Below are 14,302 nucleotides of genomic sequence, written 5' to 3'. Positions count from 1 at the left end.
GGATTCATGCCTGCCGCTCCACTCTCACCGAAACACCGTCTGCCTGCGGTGATGCCGCAACGACGAGCTCAAGTGCATTCGTCAATGTTTCCTGCTTGACCAGCTCAACGTGGGCCTCAAGGGCGGACAGCGTCTCTGCATCGGCCTCGACTGTGGTGACCACCCGATCGCTGATGTGAAGGTCAGCGTCGCGGCGCGCCTGCTGGATGGACCGGATGATGTCGCGCGCTGTGCCCTCCGCCGCCAGTTCGGGGGTGACCTCGGTGTTGAGCACGAGGAAGCCCCCGCCCGGCAGCACCGTCACTGCGGTGCTTCCACCTGCGGCGTCGTCGCTCTCGACTACGGTTTCCAGCGTGTACTCGCTGGGCTCCAGTGCCAACCCGCCCGCGGTGACCGCGCCGGCGTCGTCCACGACCCAGTCCCCCGCCTTGGCTGCCTTGATGGCGGTCTGGACGTTCTTGCCGAGCCGCGGACCGGCGGCGCGGGCGTTGACCACGAGCTTCTGCGAGATACCGAATTCCTCTGGGGACGCATCGGCGGAGTCGATCAGGCGGACGGCCTTGATGTTCAGTTCATCCGCGATGATTGCCCGGTACTGTCCGTCCAAATCGGCTGCGTGCGGAGCGACGACGGTGAGCTCGGAGAGCGGCAGGCGCACGCGGAGGTTCGCGGCCTTCCGCAGGCTCGAACCCGTGGAACAGATCTGCCGGGTCCGCTCCATCCGCTCCACCAGTTCCGGCGCAGCAGCGAACGACGACGACGACGCCCAGTCGGTCAGATGTACCGAGCGGCCGCCGGTAAGGCCTCGCCAGATTTCCTCGGTAACGAGCGGAAGCAGCGGCGCTGCGACCCTGCTGACTGCCTCGAGACAGGTGAAGAGGACGTCGAAAGCATCGGTGTCCTCGTCGAAGAACCGCTGCCGGCCACGGCGGACGTACCAGTTGGTGAGCGTGTCCAGGTAGCGGCGCAGCGCTTCACACGCATCGCTGATGTTGAAGGCGTCGAGGGAGGCCGTCATGTCCTCCACCAAATTCCCCGTGTACGCGAGGATGTAGCGGTCCAGCGGCTCGACCAGTGTTTCAGCGGTCTCTGCGTCAACGGTTTTCGCCTCGTACCCAGTTCCCCCCGCTGCCGCATTCGTGTAGAGGCGGAAGAAGTGCCATACGTTCCACAGCGGCAGGATGACCTGCCGGACGCCGTCGCGGATGCCCTGCTCGGTCACGACGAGGTTTCCGCCACGGAGGATCGGGGAGGCCATCAGGAACCAGCGCATGGCGTCCGAGCCGTCGCGGTCCAGAACCTCGGACACATCGGGGTAGTTCTGCAGGCTCTTGGACATCTTCTGACCGTCCGAGCCGAGAACGATGCCGTGGCTGATGACGTTCTTGAACGTCGGCCGGTCGAACAGCGCCGTAGCCAGGATGTGCAGCGTGTAAAACCAGCCGCGCGTCTGGCCGATGTACTCGACGATGAAGTCGGCAGGGTTGTGGGACTCGAACCAGTCCTCATTCTGCATCGGGTAGTGGACCTGCGCGTACGGCATGGATCCTGAGTCGAACCACACGTCCAGTACATCGGCCACCCGGCGCATGGTCGACCGGCCCTCCTCAGGGCTCCGGCGATCGTCCGGGTTGGGGCGGGTCAGCTCGTCGATGAATGGCCGGTGAAGGTCCACCTCGCCGGCCGAGTTGCGGGGCAGGCGCCCGAAGTCCCGCTCGATTTCCGCGAGAGAGCCGTACACGTCGGTGCGCGGATAGTTCGGATCATCCGATACCCAGACGGGGATCGGGCTGCCCCAGTAGCGGTTGCGGCTGATTGACCAGTCGCGCGCGTTCTCCAGCCACTTGCCGAACTGGCCGTCCTTGACGTTGTCCGGGATCCAGTTGATCTGCTGGTTCAGCTCGACCATACGGTCCTTGATCTTCGTGACCTCAACGAACCAGGACGACACCGCACGGTAGATGAGCGGGTTGCGGCAGCGCCAGCAGTGCGGGTAGCTGTGGACGTAGCTTGCCTGGCGGACAAGCCTGCCGCTGTCACGCAGGACCCGGGTGATGGTCTTGTTCGCTTCGAAGACCTGGACCCCGACAATGTCCGCCAGCGGTCCGTCCTCAAAGGTCCGGAGGAAGCGCGCGCCCTCGTCGACTGAGAGGATCACCTGGATACCGGCGTCCTCACAGATCTTCTGGTCTTCTTCACCGTATGCCGGCGACTGGTGCACAATGCCGGTACCGTCCGTCGTCGTAACGTAGTCGGCCACCAGGAACCGGAAGGCATTGCGGTAGCCGCCCCGCTCGGGATCCGTGTAGTAGTCCCAGAGCGGCTGATACTCGAGGCCGCCGAGTTCGGTGCCGCGGTGGGTACCGGCGACGGCGGCGCGCGCCTCCTCGACGGAGGCATACCCGAAGTCCTTCGCGTAGCCGGACAGCAGTTCCTCGGCGATGAGGAAGCGGCGCCCTTCGAGATCCCCGGCTCCCGGCACGAGCGCGTAGTGGATATCAGGCCCAACGGCGAGTGCCGCGTTGGTGGGCAGCGTCCAGGGCGTCGTGGTCCAGGCAAGCGCCTCGACGCCGGCAAGCTCCCGGGACAGGGCCGCCTCGCCGGCGATGATCGGGAAACTCACGGTGACGGTCTGGTCCTGACGGTCCTGATAGACGTCGTCGTCCATACGCAGCTCATGGTTGGAGAGCGGCGTCTCGTCCTTCCAGCAGTACGGCAGCACCCGGTAACCGTTGTACGTGAGGCCCTTGGTGTGCAGGGTCTTGAAGGCCCAGAGCACGGACTCCATGTAATCGACATTCAGCGTCTTGTAGTCATTTTCGAAGTCCACCCAACGGGCCTGGCGGGTGACGTAGTCACGCCACTCCCCCGCGTACTTCATGACCGAGGCGCGGCACGCGTCATTGAACTTGTCGATGCCCATGGCTTCGATCTGCTTCTTGTCGCTCATTCCGAGCTGCTTCATCGCTTCGAGCTCCGCGGGAAGTCCGTGGGTGTCCCAGCCGAAGCGGCGCTCTACCCGGCGGCCGCGCTGACTCTGGTAACGCCCCACGAGGTCCTTGGCGTACCCGGTCAGCAGGTGCCCGTAGTGAGGCAGTCCGTTCGCAAAGGGAGGCCCGTCGTAGAAGACGAACTCGTTTGAGCCGTGCTGGCCACCGGGCAAGTCAGAGCCGCGCTGGTCGATGGACGCCTGGAAGGTGCCGTCCTTCTCCCAGTAGGTGAGGACGCGTTCCTCAAGCTCGGGGAACCGCGGGGAGGCAGAGCCGGAGACAGCCGGATCTGCGGCGGAGGCCTTGGGATAGATCTGTGACATGTGGTGTGTCCTGAAGCTGGCAAGAAATTCGGCGGGCAGGGGCGGTCATTCTGCAAGGACGAATCCCACACCGGCGCCGAAGCTCCGGCCGCGGACCCGCGGTACCACCTCGCTTGCCCGCGCCCCCTCCCGTATCCGGGAGGAACGGCGCAAGCCGCTTCATGTCTGCTGTCACGGGCTTACCCGTCCGGTTCTACTAATCCATGCCTACCAACTCAGGCGACGGGCGTTCTTCCGGAAGCTCACCGGTGATGGCCGGGTCACTGCTGCTGCATCAATTCTAGCTGGCGGCGTTGTATTGAGCGAACCATACAACTCGCCCTTGGCACGGCCAGGGTTAGCCCCTTCGGATCACCTTGTGCGCGGCCGCCTGCGCCAGCGGCCGGACAACAATCTCGTCCAGATTGACGTGGTGCGGGACGGAGACCGCATAGGCGACGACGTCGGCCACGTCGGCCGCCGTGAGCGGGTTCTCGACGCCGGCGTAAACCTTCTCCGCCGCCGATTCATCGCCCAGCCGATTGAGCGAGAACTCTTCCGTATGGACCATGCCGGGGAGGACCTCCACCACCCGCACGTTGTGCTCGACCTCCTCGAGCCGCAGTGCCCGGGTCATCGCCCGCTGGGCCGCCTTGGCGGCGTTGTAACCGCCGCCGCCCTCGTAGGCGACCAGTGCCGCCGTCGACGTCAGGTTCACCACGGTGCCCTGCCCGTGTTTCCGAAGCATCGGCAGGAAGGCACGAATCAGCTTCATGGTTCCGAGGACGTTCGCGCCGTACATCCATTCCCAGTCCTCGGTGCGCGCATTTGCCACCCAATCCGTGCCGCGCGCGCCGCCGGCGATGTTGATCAGGGTGTCGATGCCCCCTGCTTCGGTGACGCGCCCGACCAGGCGGGCAATGCCGTCGTCGTCGGTAATGTCCAGAGCCACCGGCACTGCTCCGGTCTCTTCGGCGAGCCGTTCCAGCCTGTCCGCACGACGGGCAACCGCCCACACACGCCAGCCGTCCGCCGCCAGCCGGCGAACGGTGGCTTCACCAATCCCGGAGCTCGCTCCGGTTACAACCGCTGCCCTGTCCTGTCCTGTCATGGACTCAAACTAGCCCACAAGCGGCGCCGACGCAGGTCGGGACAGCCAGCATGGAACAATTGATCCATGGCACACATCAACGAGGGTACAGACACGCCCACACCCGCCCCCATCAACGTTCCCGACAAGCCCGCGCTTGAGGGCCTGGAAGCCGCCCTGAACGAGCGCTGGCGCACCGAGGGAACGTACACCTTCAACACCGAGACGTCGCGCGAGAACGTCTACTCGATCGACACCCCGCCCCCCACCGCCTCCGGTTCCCTGCACGTGGGCCATGTGTTCTCCTACACGCAGACTGACGTCATTGCGCGTTACCAGCGCATGACCGGCAAGAACGTCTTCTACCCGATGGGCTGGGATGACAACGGCCTCCCCACCGAACGGCGTGTGCAGAACTACTACGGCGTGCGCTGCGATCCGTCCGTGCCGTACAACTCCGACTACCGCCCGCCGGCCCAGCCCGCGAAGAACCAGCGCGATTTCGACGTCGTCTCCCGGCGCAATTTCATTGAGCTCTGTGAGGAACTCGCCGTCGAGGACGAGAAAGTCTTCGAAAACCTCTTCCTGTCCCTCGGGCTGTCCGTGGACTGGAACCTCACCTACCGCACGATCGACTCGACCTCCCGTGCCGTGTCTCAGAGGGCATTCCTGGCGAACCTCAAGCAATGCGACGCCTACCTCGCCGAAGCCCCCACGCTCTGGGACGTCACTTTCCGCACTGCCGTCGCGCAGGCTGAGCTTGAGGACCGTGAGGTACCCGGGGCCTACTACCGCTATCCCTTCGAGGCGGCGGACGGCACGCAGATCCACATCGAGACCACCCGCCCCGAACTCCTCGCTGCCTGCGTGGCCCTCGTGGCACACCCGGATGACGAGCGCTACCAGCCTCTCTTCGGCAAGACCGTGACCTCTCCCGTGTTCGGCGTGGAGGTTGAGGTTAAGGCGCATCCGCTCGCCAAGCCTGACAAGGGCGCCGGTATCGCCATGGTCTGTACTTTCGGTGACCTCACCGACGTCACCTGGTGGCGCGAGCTTGAACTGCCCACGCGTGCGATCGTCGGCCGCGACGGCCGCATCATCGCCGACACACCGGACTGGATTACAACGGCGGCGGGCCGGGACAACTACGCCCGCATCGCCGGCAAGACCGTGTTCTCGGCGAAGGAAGCCGTGGCAGAGATGCTCACTGAGGCGAATCTTCTGGACGGCGAGCCGAAGAAGATCTCCCATCCCGTGAACTTCTTCGAGAAGGGCGACAAGCCCCTGGAGGTCGTCACGAGCCGCCAGTGGTATATCCGTAATGGTGGAAGGGACGCCGATCGCAGGGAACGCCTGATCGCCCGTGGCCGTGAGATCGATTTCCATCCCTCGTTCATGCGCAGCCGCTACGAGAACTGGATCGAGGGCCTCAACGGCGATTGGTTGATCTCCCGCCAGCGGTTCTTCGGCGTGCCTTTCCCTGTCTGGTATGCGCTCGATGACAGTGGGACGCCGGATTACGAGAACCCGATCCTCCCTTCGGACGAAATGCTCCCCGTGGATCCGGCAGCAGAACCTGCTCCAGGCTTTGATGAGGCCCAGCGGGATCAGCCGGGCGGGTTCATGGGAGATCCGGACGTCCTGGATACGTGGGCAACATCGTCCCTTTCGCCTCAGATCATAGGTGGCTGGTCCCGGGACGAGGACCTGTTCGCCAAGGTCTACCCCTTCGACCTGCGCCCGCAGGGACACGACATCATCCGCACCTGGATGTTCTCCTCTGTGGTGCGCGCAGATTCAATCCTGGATTCCGCACCGTGGAAGCACGCCGCGATCTCCGGCTGGATCCTGGACCCGGACCGCAAGAAAATGTCCAAGTCCAAGGGCAACGTTGTCGTTCCCACCGATGCCCTGGACCAGTTCGGTTCCGACGCCGTTCGCTACTGGGCAGCATCCGCGAAACTCGGCGCAGACACCGCCTACGAAATCGCACAGATGAAGATCGGCCGCCGGCTTGCCATCAAGCTATTGAACGCCTCCAAGTTCGTGCTTGGTCTCGGTGCGACGGAAGCGGACATCGTCGCGGAGGATACAGCGACGGTCACCAATCCACTCGACCGTTCCCTGCTGGCTTCGCTTGACGAGGTGGTGCAGCAGGCCACTGCTGCATTTGAGAAGTACGACTACGCGCGGGCACTGCAGCTGACTGAGACCTTCTTCTGGTCGTTCACCGACGACTATGTCGAGCTCATCAAGGACCGAGCCTATGGGAGCGCGGGAGATGCGCAGAAAGCGTCAGTACTGGCCGCTCTGGCCACAACCCTCGACCGGCTGCTCCGCCTCTTCGCCCCTGTCCTCCCCTTCGCCACCGAAGAGGTATGGAGCTGGTGGCGGCATGGATCGGTTCACCGTGCACCGTGGCCCTCGGCCGGGTCACTTACCTCTGCTGCATTGGACGCGGATACCGGCATGCTCGCCACTGTCGGTGCCGCGCTGGGGGGTCTGCGGAAGGCGAAGTCAGAGGCCAAGGTCAAGCAGCGCACGGAGGTGCTCTCAGCGGTCATCAGCGGATCGGACGCGCAGGTTCGCCAGCTCGAGGCTGCGCTATCCGACCTGAGTGCGGCCGGCAATGCAACCGAAATAGAACTCCGCGTTCACGACGGTGATCTGTCGGTAAGCGAGGTCCGTCTGGCTCCGGCGGAAGAAGCCGCAAACCCATCCTGATCCGGGCCGGACGCAAGAGGAAGCCCTTCCAGCGATGCGCTGGAAGGGCTTCCTCTTGGCGTGACGAGCTTTAGCGACCGTCTTATTCGAAGGACGGGCTTGAGGTGCGGGAGCGCTTCAGCTCAAAGAACTCTGGGAATTCCGCCATCATCACCGCACCATCGAAGATGCGTCCGGCTTCTTCTCCGCGGGGGATGCGGGTGAGCACCGGGCCGAAGAAGGCAGTACCTTCGAACGCGACTACCGGCGTTCCTACCTCATCGCCCACCTGGTCGATTCCTTCCTTGTGCGATGCCCGAAGCTGCGCGTCGTACTCCTTGCTCGTGGCGTACTCAGCCAACGATGCCGGAAGGCCGGTCTCCTCAAGTGCCTCCCGGATTACCGCCTGGTAGTCCGCGTTGCCACCGCCATGGATCCGGCTGCCCATGGCGTCATAGAGCTTCTTGATGTTCTCGGGGCCGTGCAGCTCTGAGGCGGCGATAATTACCCGGACAGGTCCCCAGGCACGGTTCATCATGTCCAGGTAGTCCTCGGGCAGATCGCGCCCTTCATTGAGGACGGACAGGCTCATCACGCGCCAGTCCACTGAAACATCACGGACCTGTTCGACCTCCCCCATCCAGCGGGAGGTGATCCAGGCAAACGGGCAGACCGGATCAAACCAGAAGCCGGCCTTCTTGGTGGTCTCGGTGGCAGCAGTCATGAAAACTCCTTGGGTTGCACGGGAACTACTTGGAAAGAGGCTGCGATCGCAGTCTCTTCTTCTTCGTGCAACCCTGATGCAGGCTGCGGGTATTCCCGCGGGTGGTTCCAGCCGGGTCAGGCTGACTTGTTGCGGCGCTTGGCTACGACGTCGTGAGATATGAGCGTGGGCTCAGCGGTCTTGTCTACGACGGCGGCACTGATCACCACTGTGGCGATGTCCTCGCGGCTCGGCAGGTCAAACATCACCGGGAGGAGTACCTCCTCCATGATGGCCCGGAGGCCGCGGGCACCTGTTCCGCGCTCAAGAGCCTGATCGGCAATTGCCTCGAGCGCCTGCGGCTCGAATACGAGCTCAACGCCGTCCAGCGCGAACATCTTCTGATACTGCTTCATCAGGGCGTTCTTCGGCTCGGTGAGGATCTGCATCAGGGCAGGGCGATCGAGGTGCGTCACGGTGGTGATGACCGGAAGCCGTCCGATGAACTCAGGGATCAAGCCGAACTTGAGGAGATCCTCCGGCATGACATCGCCGTAGCTCGCTTCCTCGTTCTTGAGGGAGCTCAGCGGAGCCCCGAATCCAATACCCTTCCGCCCTGCCCGTGACCCGATGATCTCCTCGAGACCGGCGAATGCGCCGGCAACGATGAACAGCACGTTCGTGGTATCGATCTGGATGAATTCCTGGTGCGGGTGCTTGCGTCCGCCCTGCGGCGGCACGGAAGCTACGGTCCCCTCGAGGATCTTCAGCAGCGCCTGCTGGACGCCTTCGCCTGAGACATCCCGGGTAATCGAGGGGTTCTCGCTCTTGCGCGAGATCTTGTCTATTTCATCGATGTAGATGATGCCCTGCTCGGCCTTCTTGACGTCATAGTCAGCGGCTTGGATGAGCTTCAGGAGGATGTTCTCAACGTCCTCGCCAACGTAGCCGGCCTCGGTCAGCGCCGTGGCGTCTGCAACCGCGAAGGGCACGTTGAGACGCCGGGCGAGGGTCTGCGCGAGGTAGGTCTTGCCGCAACCGGTCGGGCCGATCAACAGGATGTTGGACTTCGCTATCTCGACGTCCTCCGCCGGAGACGCGTCCGAGAGGTTCGCCGACGCCCGGGGGGTATGTCCGGACTGGATGCGCTTGTAGTGGTTGTAGACAGCCACAGCGAGCGACCGCTTGGCGGGCTCTTGCCCAATTACGTATTCCTGCAGAAAGTCGAAGATCTCACGAGGCTTGGGCAACTCGAACGTGCCGAGGTCGGCAACTTCGGACAGCTCTTCCTCAATGATCTCGTTGCACAGTTCGATGCATTCGTCACAGATGTAGACGCCCGGGCCCGCAATGAGCTTCCGGACCTGCTTCTGGCTTTTGCCACAGAAAGAGCACTTGAGTAGATCGGTGCTCTCACCAATGCGAGCCATGTGTCAGTCCCCTAACGTGGTCCTGTAGTGTTCCGCCCAAGTCTTCGGCCGCTACCAACTGCTGTGATGGGACGGTCTCCATGCGTCGACTAAGTTCCACTCTAGGCCACTTGGCGGCCTGAATCAGCTATATGGCGCCCGTGGTCTTTCCCTGTTGGGAGGGACCACGGGGCGCCATCGCAGCAGCTACGGCTTGTTGATCTTGGGCGGGCTGATTTTCCGTGATGTAAGTACCTCATCGACAAGGCCGTAAGCCTTGGCGTCTTCGGCAGTCAGGATCTTGTCCCGTTCAATGTCAACGTTGACCTGCTCCGAGGTCTTCCCGCTGTGCAGTGCCAGCGTGTCCTCGAGCCAGGCTCGCATACGCATAACTTCATTGGCCTGGATCTCCAGGTCGGATGCCTGGCCGCCCTGTCCGCCACCCAGCGCCGGCTGGTGGATAAGCACGCGTGCGTTCGGAAGCGCAAGGCGTTTGCCGGGTGCGCCGGCCGCGAGCAGCACGGCCGCAGCGCTGGCCGCCTGGCCGAGGCACACTGTCTGGATTTCGGGACGGATGAACTGCATCGTGTCGTAGATGGCCGTCATGGCGGTAAAGGATCCGCCCGGCGAGTTGATGTATAACGTGATGTCCCGCTCGGGATCAGTGGACTCAAGGACGAGCAGCTGAGCCATTACGTCGTCCGCGGAAGCGTCATCGACCTGGACGCCCAGGAAGATGATGCGGTCCTCGAACAGCTTGGTGTAAGGGTCCTGGCGCTTGAAGCCGTAGGGAGTGCGCTCCTCGAACTGCGGAAGGACATAGCGGTTGTTCGGCAGCTCGGGAGCCCGGCCGCCGGCCGCGGCATGGAAATCGTGGTTCATGGTGCCTCCTGTGTGGGCAGGTCAGTGGAAGTGGGCTTGAAGCGGATTAGTCGCGGTTGGTTCCGCCGCCGCCGGAGACGGATCCTGCGTGGGCCGAGATGTGGTCGAAGAACCCGTACTCGAGGGCCTGCTTCGCCGTGAACCACTTGTCGCGGTCATTGTCCTTGAGGATGGTCTCAACCGACTGGCCCGTCTGCTCTGCGGTGAGCTCAGCCATGACCCGCTTCATGTGCAGAATCAGCTCTGCCTGGATCTTGATGTCCGAGGCAGTGCCGCCGATCCCGCCTGAAGGCTGGTGCATAAGGATCCGGGCATGCGGGGTGGCGTAACGCTTACCCTTGGTCCCGGAGGACAGAAGGAACTGGCCCATTGATGCGGCGAGTCCCGTGGCGACCGTCACGACGTCATTCGGGATGAACTGCATGGTGTCGTAGATAGCCATGCCCGCGGTAACCGAACCGCCCGGTGAGTTGATGTAAAGGAAGATGTCCTTGTCGGGATCCTCGGCCGACAGCAAAAGCAGCTGTGAGCAGATGGCGTTCGCGTTCTCATCACGTACCTCGGAGCCGAGCCAGATGATGCGCTCCCGGAGGAGTCGGTTGTATATGTAGTCGTCGCGGCTGGCAGGATCAACAGTTGCCATGGTCGGTGTGGTGGATTCGGATGCCATTGCTGATTGACCTCTCACTCAGGTTTTTCTCTCACTGGACACTAACCTGTTTGGTTGTTGTTTTGCTCCCGTGCCTTGAGCTGTTCGCTGACGGCGTTAGGAAGTAGGACCCTTAACGGCAGATGCCGCCAGCGCACGGCTGACGGCATCTACTGAAACGATTGAAAGCTAGGCTTTCGTGGACTCCGCGTCCGCATCCGCGGCGTCGGCATCCGGAGCGTCGGACTCGACGACTGCGGCATCGGTTTCCTCACCGGAAGCGTCCTCCACGGGCGACTCGTCCTCTGCCTGCTCGGTGTCCCCTGCCGGGCGCACGAAGTCGGAGAGGTCCACTGTTTCACCGTTTGTGTCCGTCACGACCGCGAGCTCCAACACCTTGGCCAAGGCCTTGCGCCGGCGCACTTCCCCGACGATCATCGGAACCTGGCCGCTCTGGTCGAGCATCTGCGCAAACTGGTTCGGCTCCATGCCGTACTGGCTGGCCGAGGTGACAATGTAGTCGATCAGCTCGTTCTGGCTGACGCCGATTTCTTCCTTTTCAGCGACCGAATCCAGGACGATCTCATTTCGGAAGGCCTGCTCGGTGTTCTTGCGAACCTCTGCGCGGTGCTCTTCGGTGTCGTGGTCCTCGCCTGCCGAATGGCTGCTCTCAGAGTTGAAGTGCTGCTCGAGCTGCTCTTCGATGACCGACTCCGGAACCGGAACCTCAACGAGCTCCAGAAGCTTCTCGAGCACCTTGTCACGGGCTTCCACACCCTGCTCGACAAGCTTGTCCTCTGCGGAGCGCTTGGCCAGATCGGCGCGCAGCTCATCGATGGTATCGAACTCAGATGCCAGCTGGGCAAAGTCATCGTTGGCGTCAGGGAGCTCGCGCTCCTTGACTGCCTTCACGGCGACCGTAACCTCAGCGGTCTTGCCGGTGTGCTCGCCCCCGGCGAGGGTGGTCTCGAAGGTAGAGGACTCACCGGCGCTGAGACCCGTTACAGCTTCGTCCATGCCTTCAAGCATGGTGCCGGAGCCAACCTGGTAGGAGATGTCAGCGGCGGAATCCACTTCCTCACCGTCGATCTTTGCCGTCAGATCAAGGGTGAGGAAGTCACCGTCAGTCGAGGGACGGTCCACTTCCTTGAGCGTTCCGAAGCGTCCGCGGAGCTCGTCAAGAGCCTTCACGACGTCCTCATCGGATGCTTTGGCGGCCTCAACGGTGACCTCGAGGCCCGAGTATTCGGGAAGCTCGATCTCGGGACGGACATCTAGTTCCACGGTGAAGAGGAGCTGGCCATCCTGCGCTGAGGGATCGGGAACCTCGGTGATTTCCACCTCGGGCCGGCTCAGGGGGCGGATCTTCGTCTCCTGGACCGCGTTCTGGTAGAAGCCGTTCAAACCATCGTTGATCGCCGTCTCTATGACGTAGCCGCGTCCAACGCGCTGGTCAATGAGCTTGTTGGGAACTTTGCCCTTGCGGAAACCCGGAACCTGCACCTGGCTGGCGATGGTCTTGTAGGCAGCTTCGATGTTCGGCTTGAGTTCCTCGAAAGGGACCTCCACGTTGAGCTTCACTCGCGTGGGAGTGAGGTTTTCGACAGCGCTCTTCACAGCCTAGTACTCCTGAATGATAGGGATCGGTTCTGCACCGGGTAATCAGATCCCGCAAAGGATCAGTTCTGCACCGCTTGATACAGATTTCTGCACCGTTTAACACAGAGTCGGGGTGACAGGATTTGAACCTGCGACTTCCTGCTCCCAAAGCAGGCGCTCTTCCAAGCTGAGCTACACCCCGGTTAGTGCAGAGGCAAGTCTACGAAAGAAACCGCACGGTTGCACATTTTGAGATTTCGATAGGCTTGTGATGTAGTTATATGCGTTCCAACCGACCACCAAAGTGGCCCAACACCCTTGGCGCCAAGCCTCAAGTGGCCGGATCCGGGGATGTAGCTTAATGGTAAAGCCTCAGTCTTCCAAACTGATTACGCGGGTTCGATTCCCGTCATCCCCTCCATTCTCAAGCTGGATCAGCCACAGTCCACTCTCGGCCGAGTCAGCCAAGTACGGCACGGATCACGCTGCCTGGCAGTAGGGACACCAGTAAAGCTTCCGGGCCCCCATCTCCGCCATAGCCACCGGAGTAGCGCAGATACGGCACTCCAACCCAGTCCGTTTGTAGACGTAGTGGGCATCCTCCGTCCGAACAGTGCCGCTCCTCGAACCGTCGGCTGAGCGGTGGTTCGGCGTTGTCGTAATAATGCGACCTACTCGTACTCCCTCGTTCATCAGGACAACGAGATCTTCCCATAGCGCCAGCGCTTCGCTGTCACCAAGTGCCACGCCCTGAAGCCACGGATGCACCCGACGCCGGAAAAGCACCTCCGCACGATAGACGTTGCCGACGCCGGCAATCACGGCCTGATTCATCAGCGACAGGCCCACCGCAGTCCGGGTACGCCGCACGCGCTTGATGAACTCGGCAGGACCCGAGTCGGCGTCCAGGGGATCAGGTCCAAGCTTCCCGATGACCGCGTCGCGTTCCGCGCCGGTGATGAGTTCGCACGCCGTCGGGCCGCGAAGGTCCGCCCAACCGTGTTCGGAAACCAGCCGGGCACGGACCGCTCCCACAGGAGGCGGTGGGCCGGTGTAGGAGGAGGGGACGTCGTCGTCGGCTGTTTCCCGTTCGCCCACCCTTCGAGGTGCGCCGATGCTGGAAGCTCCGCGGAACTGACTGTCTCCCCCAAAGCTCCACGCGCCGTACAGACCGAGGTGGACGCGCATCACCAGGTCATTGTCGAATTCCAGGAAAAGCTGCTTTCCGTGCGCCCGGGCACTGGTGAGAACAGATCCGTCAAGACGCTCCGCGCCGGCCAGGAAGCGGCCCTGGGGGCTGCTCACCCTCAACCGCTCACCGGTGAAAACCGACGTGAACTGACGGGCAAGCCGATGGATGGAGTGACCCTCAGGCACTACGCGAGGATTTCGCGGGTGGTCTCGTAGGCGGCAATCTTGCGGATTCGCCGGACATGACGCTCGGCACCGCTGAAAGGTTCGGCAAGGAAGGCTTCTACGATGTCCGTAGCCTCTTCCAGCGAATGCTGACGTCCGCCGAGCGCTACAACGTTTGCGTCGTTATGCTGCCGGGCGAGCCGCGCCGTGTCGAGGTTCCACGCCAGCGCCGCACGTACGCCCCGGACCTTGTTCGCTGCAATCTGCTCGCCATTGCCTGAACCGCCCAAAACGATCCCGAGGGCCTCACGACCCGAAAGCTGGTCGTCAACCACCGCAAGCGCCGCATTGATGCAGAAGGCCGGGTAGTCATCCTCGGGGTCGTACACCGACGGACCATGGTCCACCATCTCGTATCCCTTGGCGCTAAGGTGCGCGACGAGGTGTGCACTGAGCTCCATGCCGGCGTGGTCGGTTGCGATATGAACGCGCATGTAGGGTCCGTTCGGGGAGGTTCGGGTAGGTTCCGATTCAAGATTAGTGCCTGTTGCGGGACCGGCTCGTATGTGTCAGGATCCCGCGACACCGGACCCCAGGCCCGTACGGGAGTCCTAGTTTT

At 62.7% G+C, this 14,302-nt stretch carries 10 protein-coding genes and 2 tRNA genes; 2 read left to right on the top strand and 10 right to left on the bottom strand.

What is annotated here, in order from left to right:
• Positions 1-4 precede the first annotated feature (4 nt).
• Together ileS and AC4D1W_RS10560 are read right to left on the bottom strand one after the other, a co-directional pair.
• Positions 5-3,313 (bottom strand): isoleucine--tRNA ligase, encoded by a 3,309-nt coding sequence (gene ileS / locus AC4D1W_RS10565; protein WP_490898711.1) that lies wholly within the window; start codon positions 3,311-3,313, stop codon positions 5-7.
• A 337-nt stretch (positions 3,314-3,650) separates the two neighbouring features.
• Positions 3,651-4,403 (bottom strand): SDR family oxidoreductase, encoded by a 753-nt coding sequence (locus AC4D1W_RS10560; RefSeq protein WP_490898710.1) that lies wholly within the window; start codon positions 4,401-4,403, stop codon positions 3,651-3,653.
• Between the two features lie 66 nt (positions 4,404-4,469).
• On the opposite strand from AC4D1W_RS10560, the gene valS reads away from it, so the two are divergent.
• Positions 4,470-7,106 (top strand): valine--tRNA ligase, encoded by a 2,637-nt coding sequence (gene valS / locus AC4D1W_RS10555; protein WP_490898709.1) that lies wholly within the window; start codon positions 4,470-4,472, stop codon positions 7,104-7,106.
• Positions 7,107-7,188: 82 nt separating this feature from the next.
• Here valS and AC4D1W_RS10550 read toward each other — a convergent pair whose 3' ends face one another.
• The 6 genes from AC4D1W_RS10550 to AC4D1W_RS10525 all read right to left on the bottom strand — a co-directional run bounded on the left by AC4D1W_RS10550 (position 7,189) and on the right by AC4D1W_RS10525 (position 12,529).
• Complete coding sequence (locus AC4D1W_RS10550) at positions 7,189-7,809, bottom strand: mycothiol-dependent nitroreductase Rv2466c family protein (protein WP_490891717.1); 621 nt, start codon at positions 7,807-7,809, stop codon at positions 7,189-7,191.
• Positions 7,810-7,925: 116 nt separating this feature from the next.
• A complete protein-coding gene (clpX, locus tag AC4D1W_RS10545) occupies positions 7,926-9,218 on the bottom strand; it encodes an ATP-dependent Clp protease ATP-binding subunit ClpX (RefSeq protein ID WP_490891718.1) in 1,293 nt (430 codons plus the stop codon).
• A 186-nt stretch (positions 9,219-9,404) separates the two neighbouring features.
• On the bottom strand, positions 9,405-10,079 hold the full coding sequence (locus AC4D1W_RS10540; RefSeq protein WP_490891719.1) for an ATP-dependent Clp protease proteolytic subunit: 675 nt from the start codon (positions 10,077-10,079) through the stop codon (positions 9,405-9,407).
• A 46-nt stretch (positions 10,080-10,125) separates the two neighbouring features.
• Entirely contained in the window at positions 10,126-10,722 is a 597-nt protein-coding gene (locus tag AC4D1W_RS10535) for an ATP-dependent Clp protease proteolytic subunit (protein WP_490891787.1), read from the bottom strand.
• 195 nt (positions 10,723-10,917) lie between these two features.
• Positions 10,918-12,345, bottom strand: coding sequence for a trigger factor (gene tig / locus AC4D1W_RS10530; protein ID WP_490891720.1), 1,428 nt, complete (start codon positions 12,343-12,345; stop codon positions 10,918-10,920).
• A 110-nt stretch (positions 12,346-12,455) separates the two neighbouring features.
• Positions 12,456-12,529 (bottom strand) — tRNA-Pro (locus AC4D1W_RS10525).
• 145 nt (positions 12,530-12,674) lie between these two features.
• Between AC4D1W_RS10525 and AC4D1W_RS10520 the strand changes: the two genes are divergently transcribed.
• Positions 12,675-12,748: transfer RNA gene (locus AC4D1W_RS10520), tRNA-Gly, on the top strand.
• 59 nt (positions 12,749-12,807) lie between these two features.
• On the opposite strand, the gene AC4D1W_RS10515 is transcribed toward AC4D1W_RS10520, so the two are convergent.
• Both AC4D1W_RS10515 and AC4D1W_RS10510 read right to left on the bottom strand, forming a co-directional pair.
• On the bottom strand, positions 12,808-13,704 hold the full coding sequence (locus tag AC4D1W_RS10515) for an Fpg/Nei family DNA glycosylase (protein ID WP_490898708.1): 897 nt from the start codon (positions 13,702-13,704) through the stop codon (positions 12,808-12,810).
• Positions 13,704-14,177: a ribose-5-phosphate isomerase gene (locus AC4D1W_RS10510; protein WP_490898707.1), complete on the bottom strand. Its 474-nt coding sequence runs from the start codon at positions 14,175-14,177 to the stop codon at positions 13,704-13,706. Before AC4D1W_RS10510 ends, AC4D1W_RS10515 begins: the two co-directional genes overlap by 1 nt.
• Positions 14,178-14,302 lie beyond the last annotated feature (125 nt).

This window comes from Arthrobacter sp. TJ-170 (assembly GCF_058269305.1).
This window is presented reverse-complemented; position numbering and strand designations above follow the sequence as displayed.

Bases quoted from the DNA above. Each gene is read 5' to 3' on its own strand.
- valS (WP_490898709.1), top strand. From the start codon at position 4,470: ATGGCACACATCAACGAGGGTACAGACACGCCCACACCCGCCCCCATC.
- clpX (WP_490891718.1), bottom strand. From the start codon at position 9,218: ATGGCTCGCATTGGTGAGAGCACCGATCTACTCAAGTGCTCTTTCTGT.
- ileS (WP_490898711.1), bottom strand. From the start codon at position 3,313: ATGTCACAGATCTATCCCAAGGCCTCCGCCGCAGATCCGGCTGTCTCC.
- AC4D1W_RS10560 (WP_490898710.1), bottom strand. From the start codon at position 4,403: ATGACAGGACAGGACAGGGCAGCGGTTGTAACCGGAGCGAGCTCCGGG.
- AC4D1W_RS10510 (WP_490898707.1), bottom strand. From the start codon at position 14,177: ATGCGCGTTCATATCGCAACCGACCACGCCGGCATGGAGCTCAGTGCA.
- AC4D1W_RS10540 (WP_490891719.1), bottom strand. From the start codon at position 10,079: ATGAACCACGATTTCCATGCCGCGGCCGGCGGCCGGGCTCCCGAGCTG.
- AC4D1W_RS10535 (WP_490891787.1), bottom strand. From the start codon at position 10,722: ATGGCAACTGTTGATCCTGCCAGCCGCGACGACTACATATACAACCGA.
- AC4D1W_RS10550 (WP_490891717.1), bottom strand. From the start codon at position 7,809: ATGACTGCTGCCACCGAGACCACCAAGAAGGCCGGCTTCTGGTTTGAT.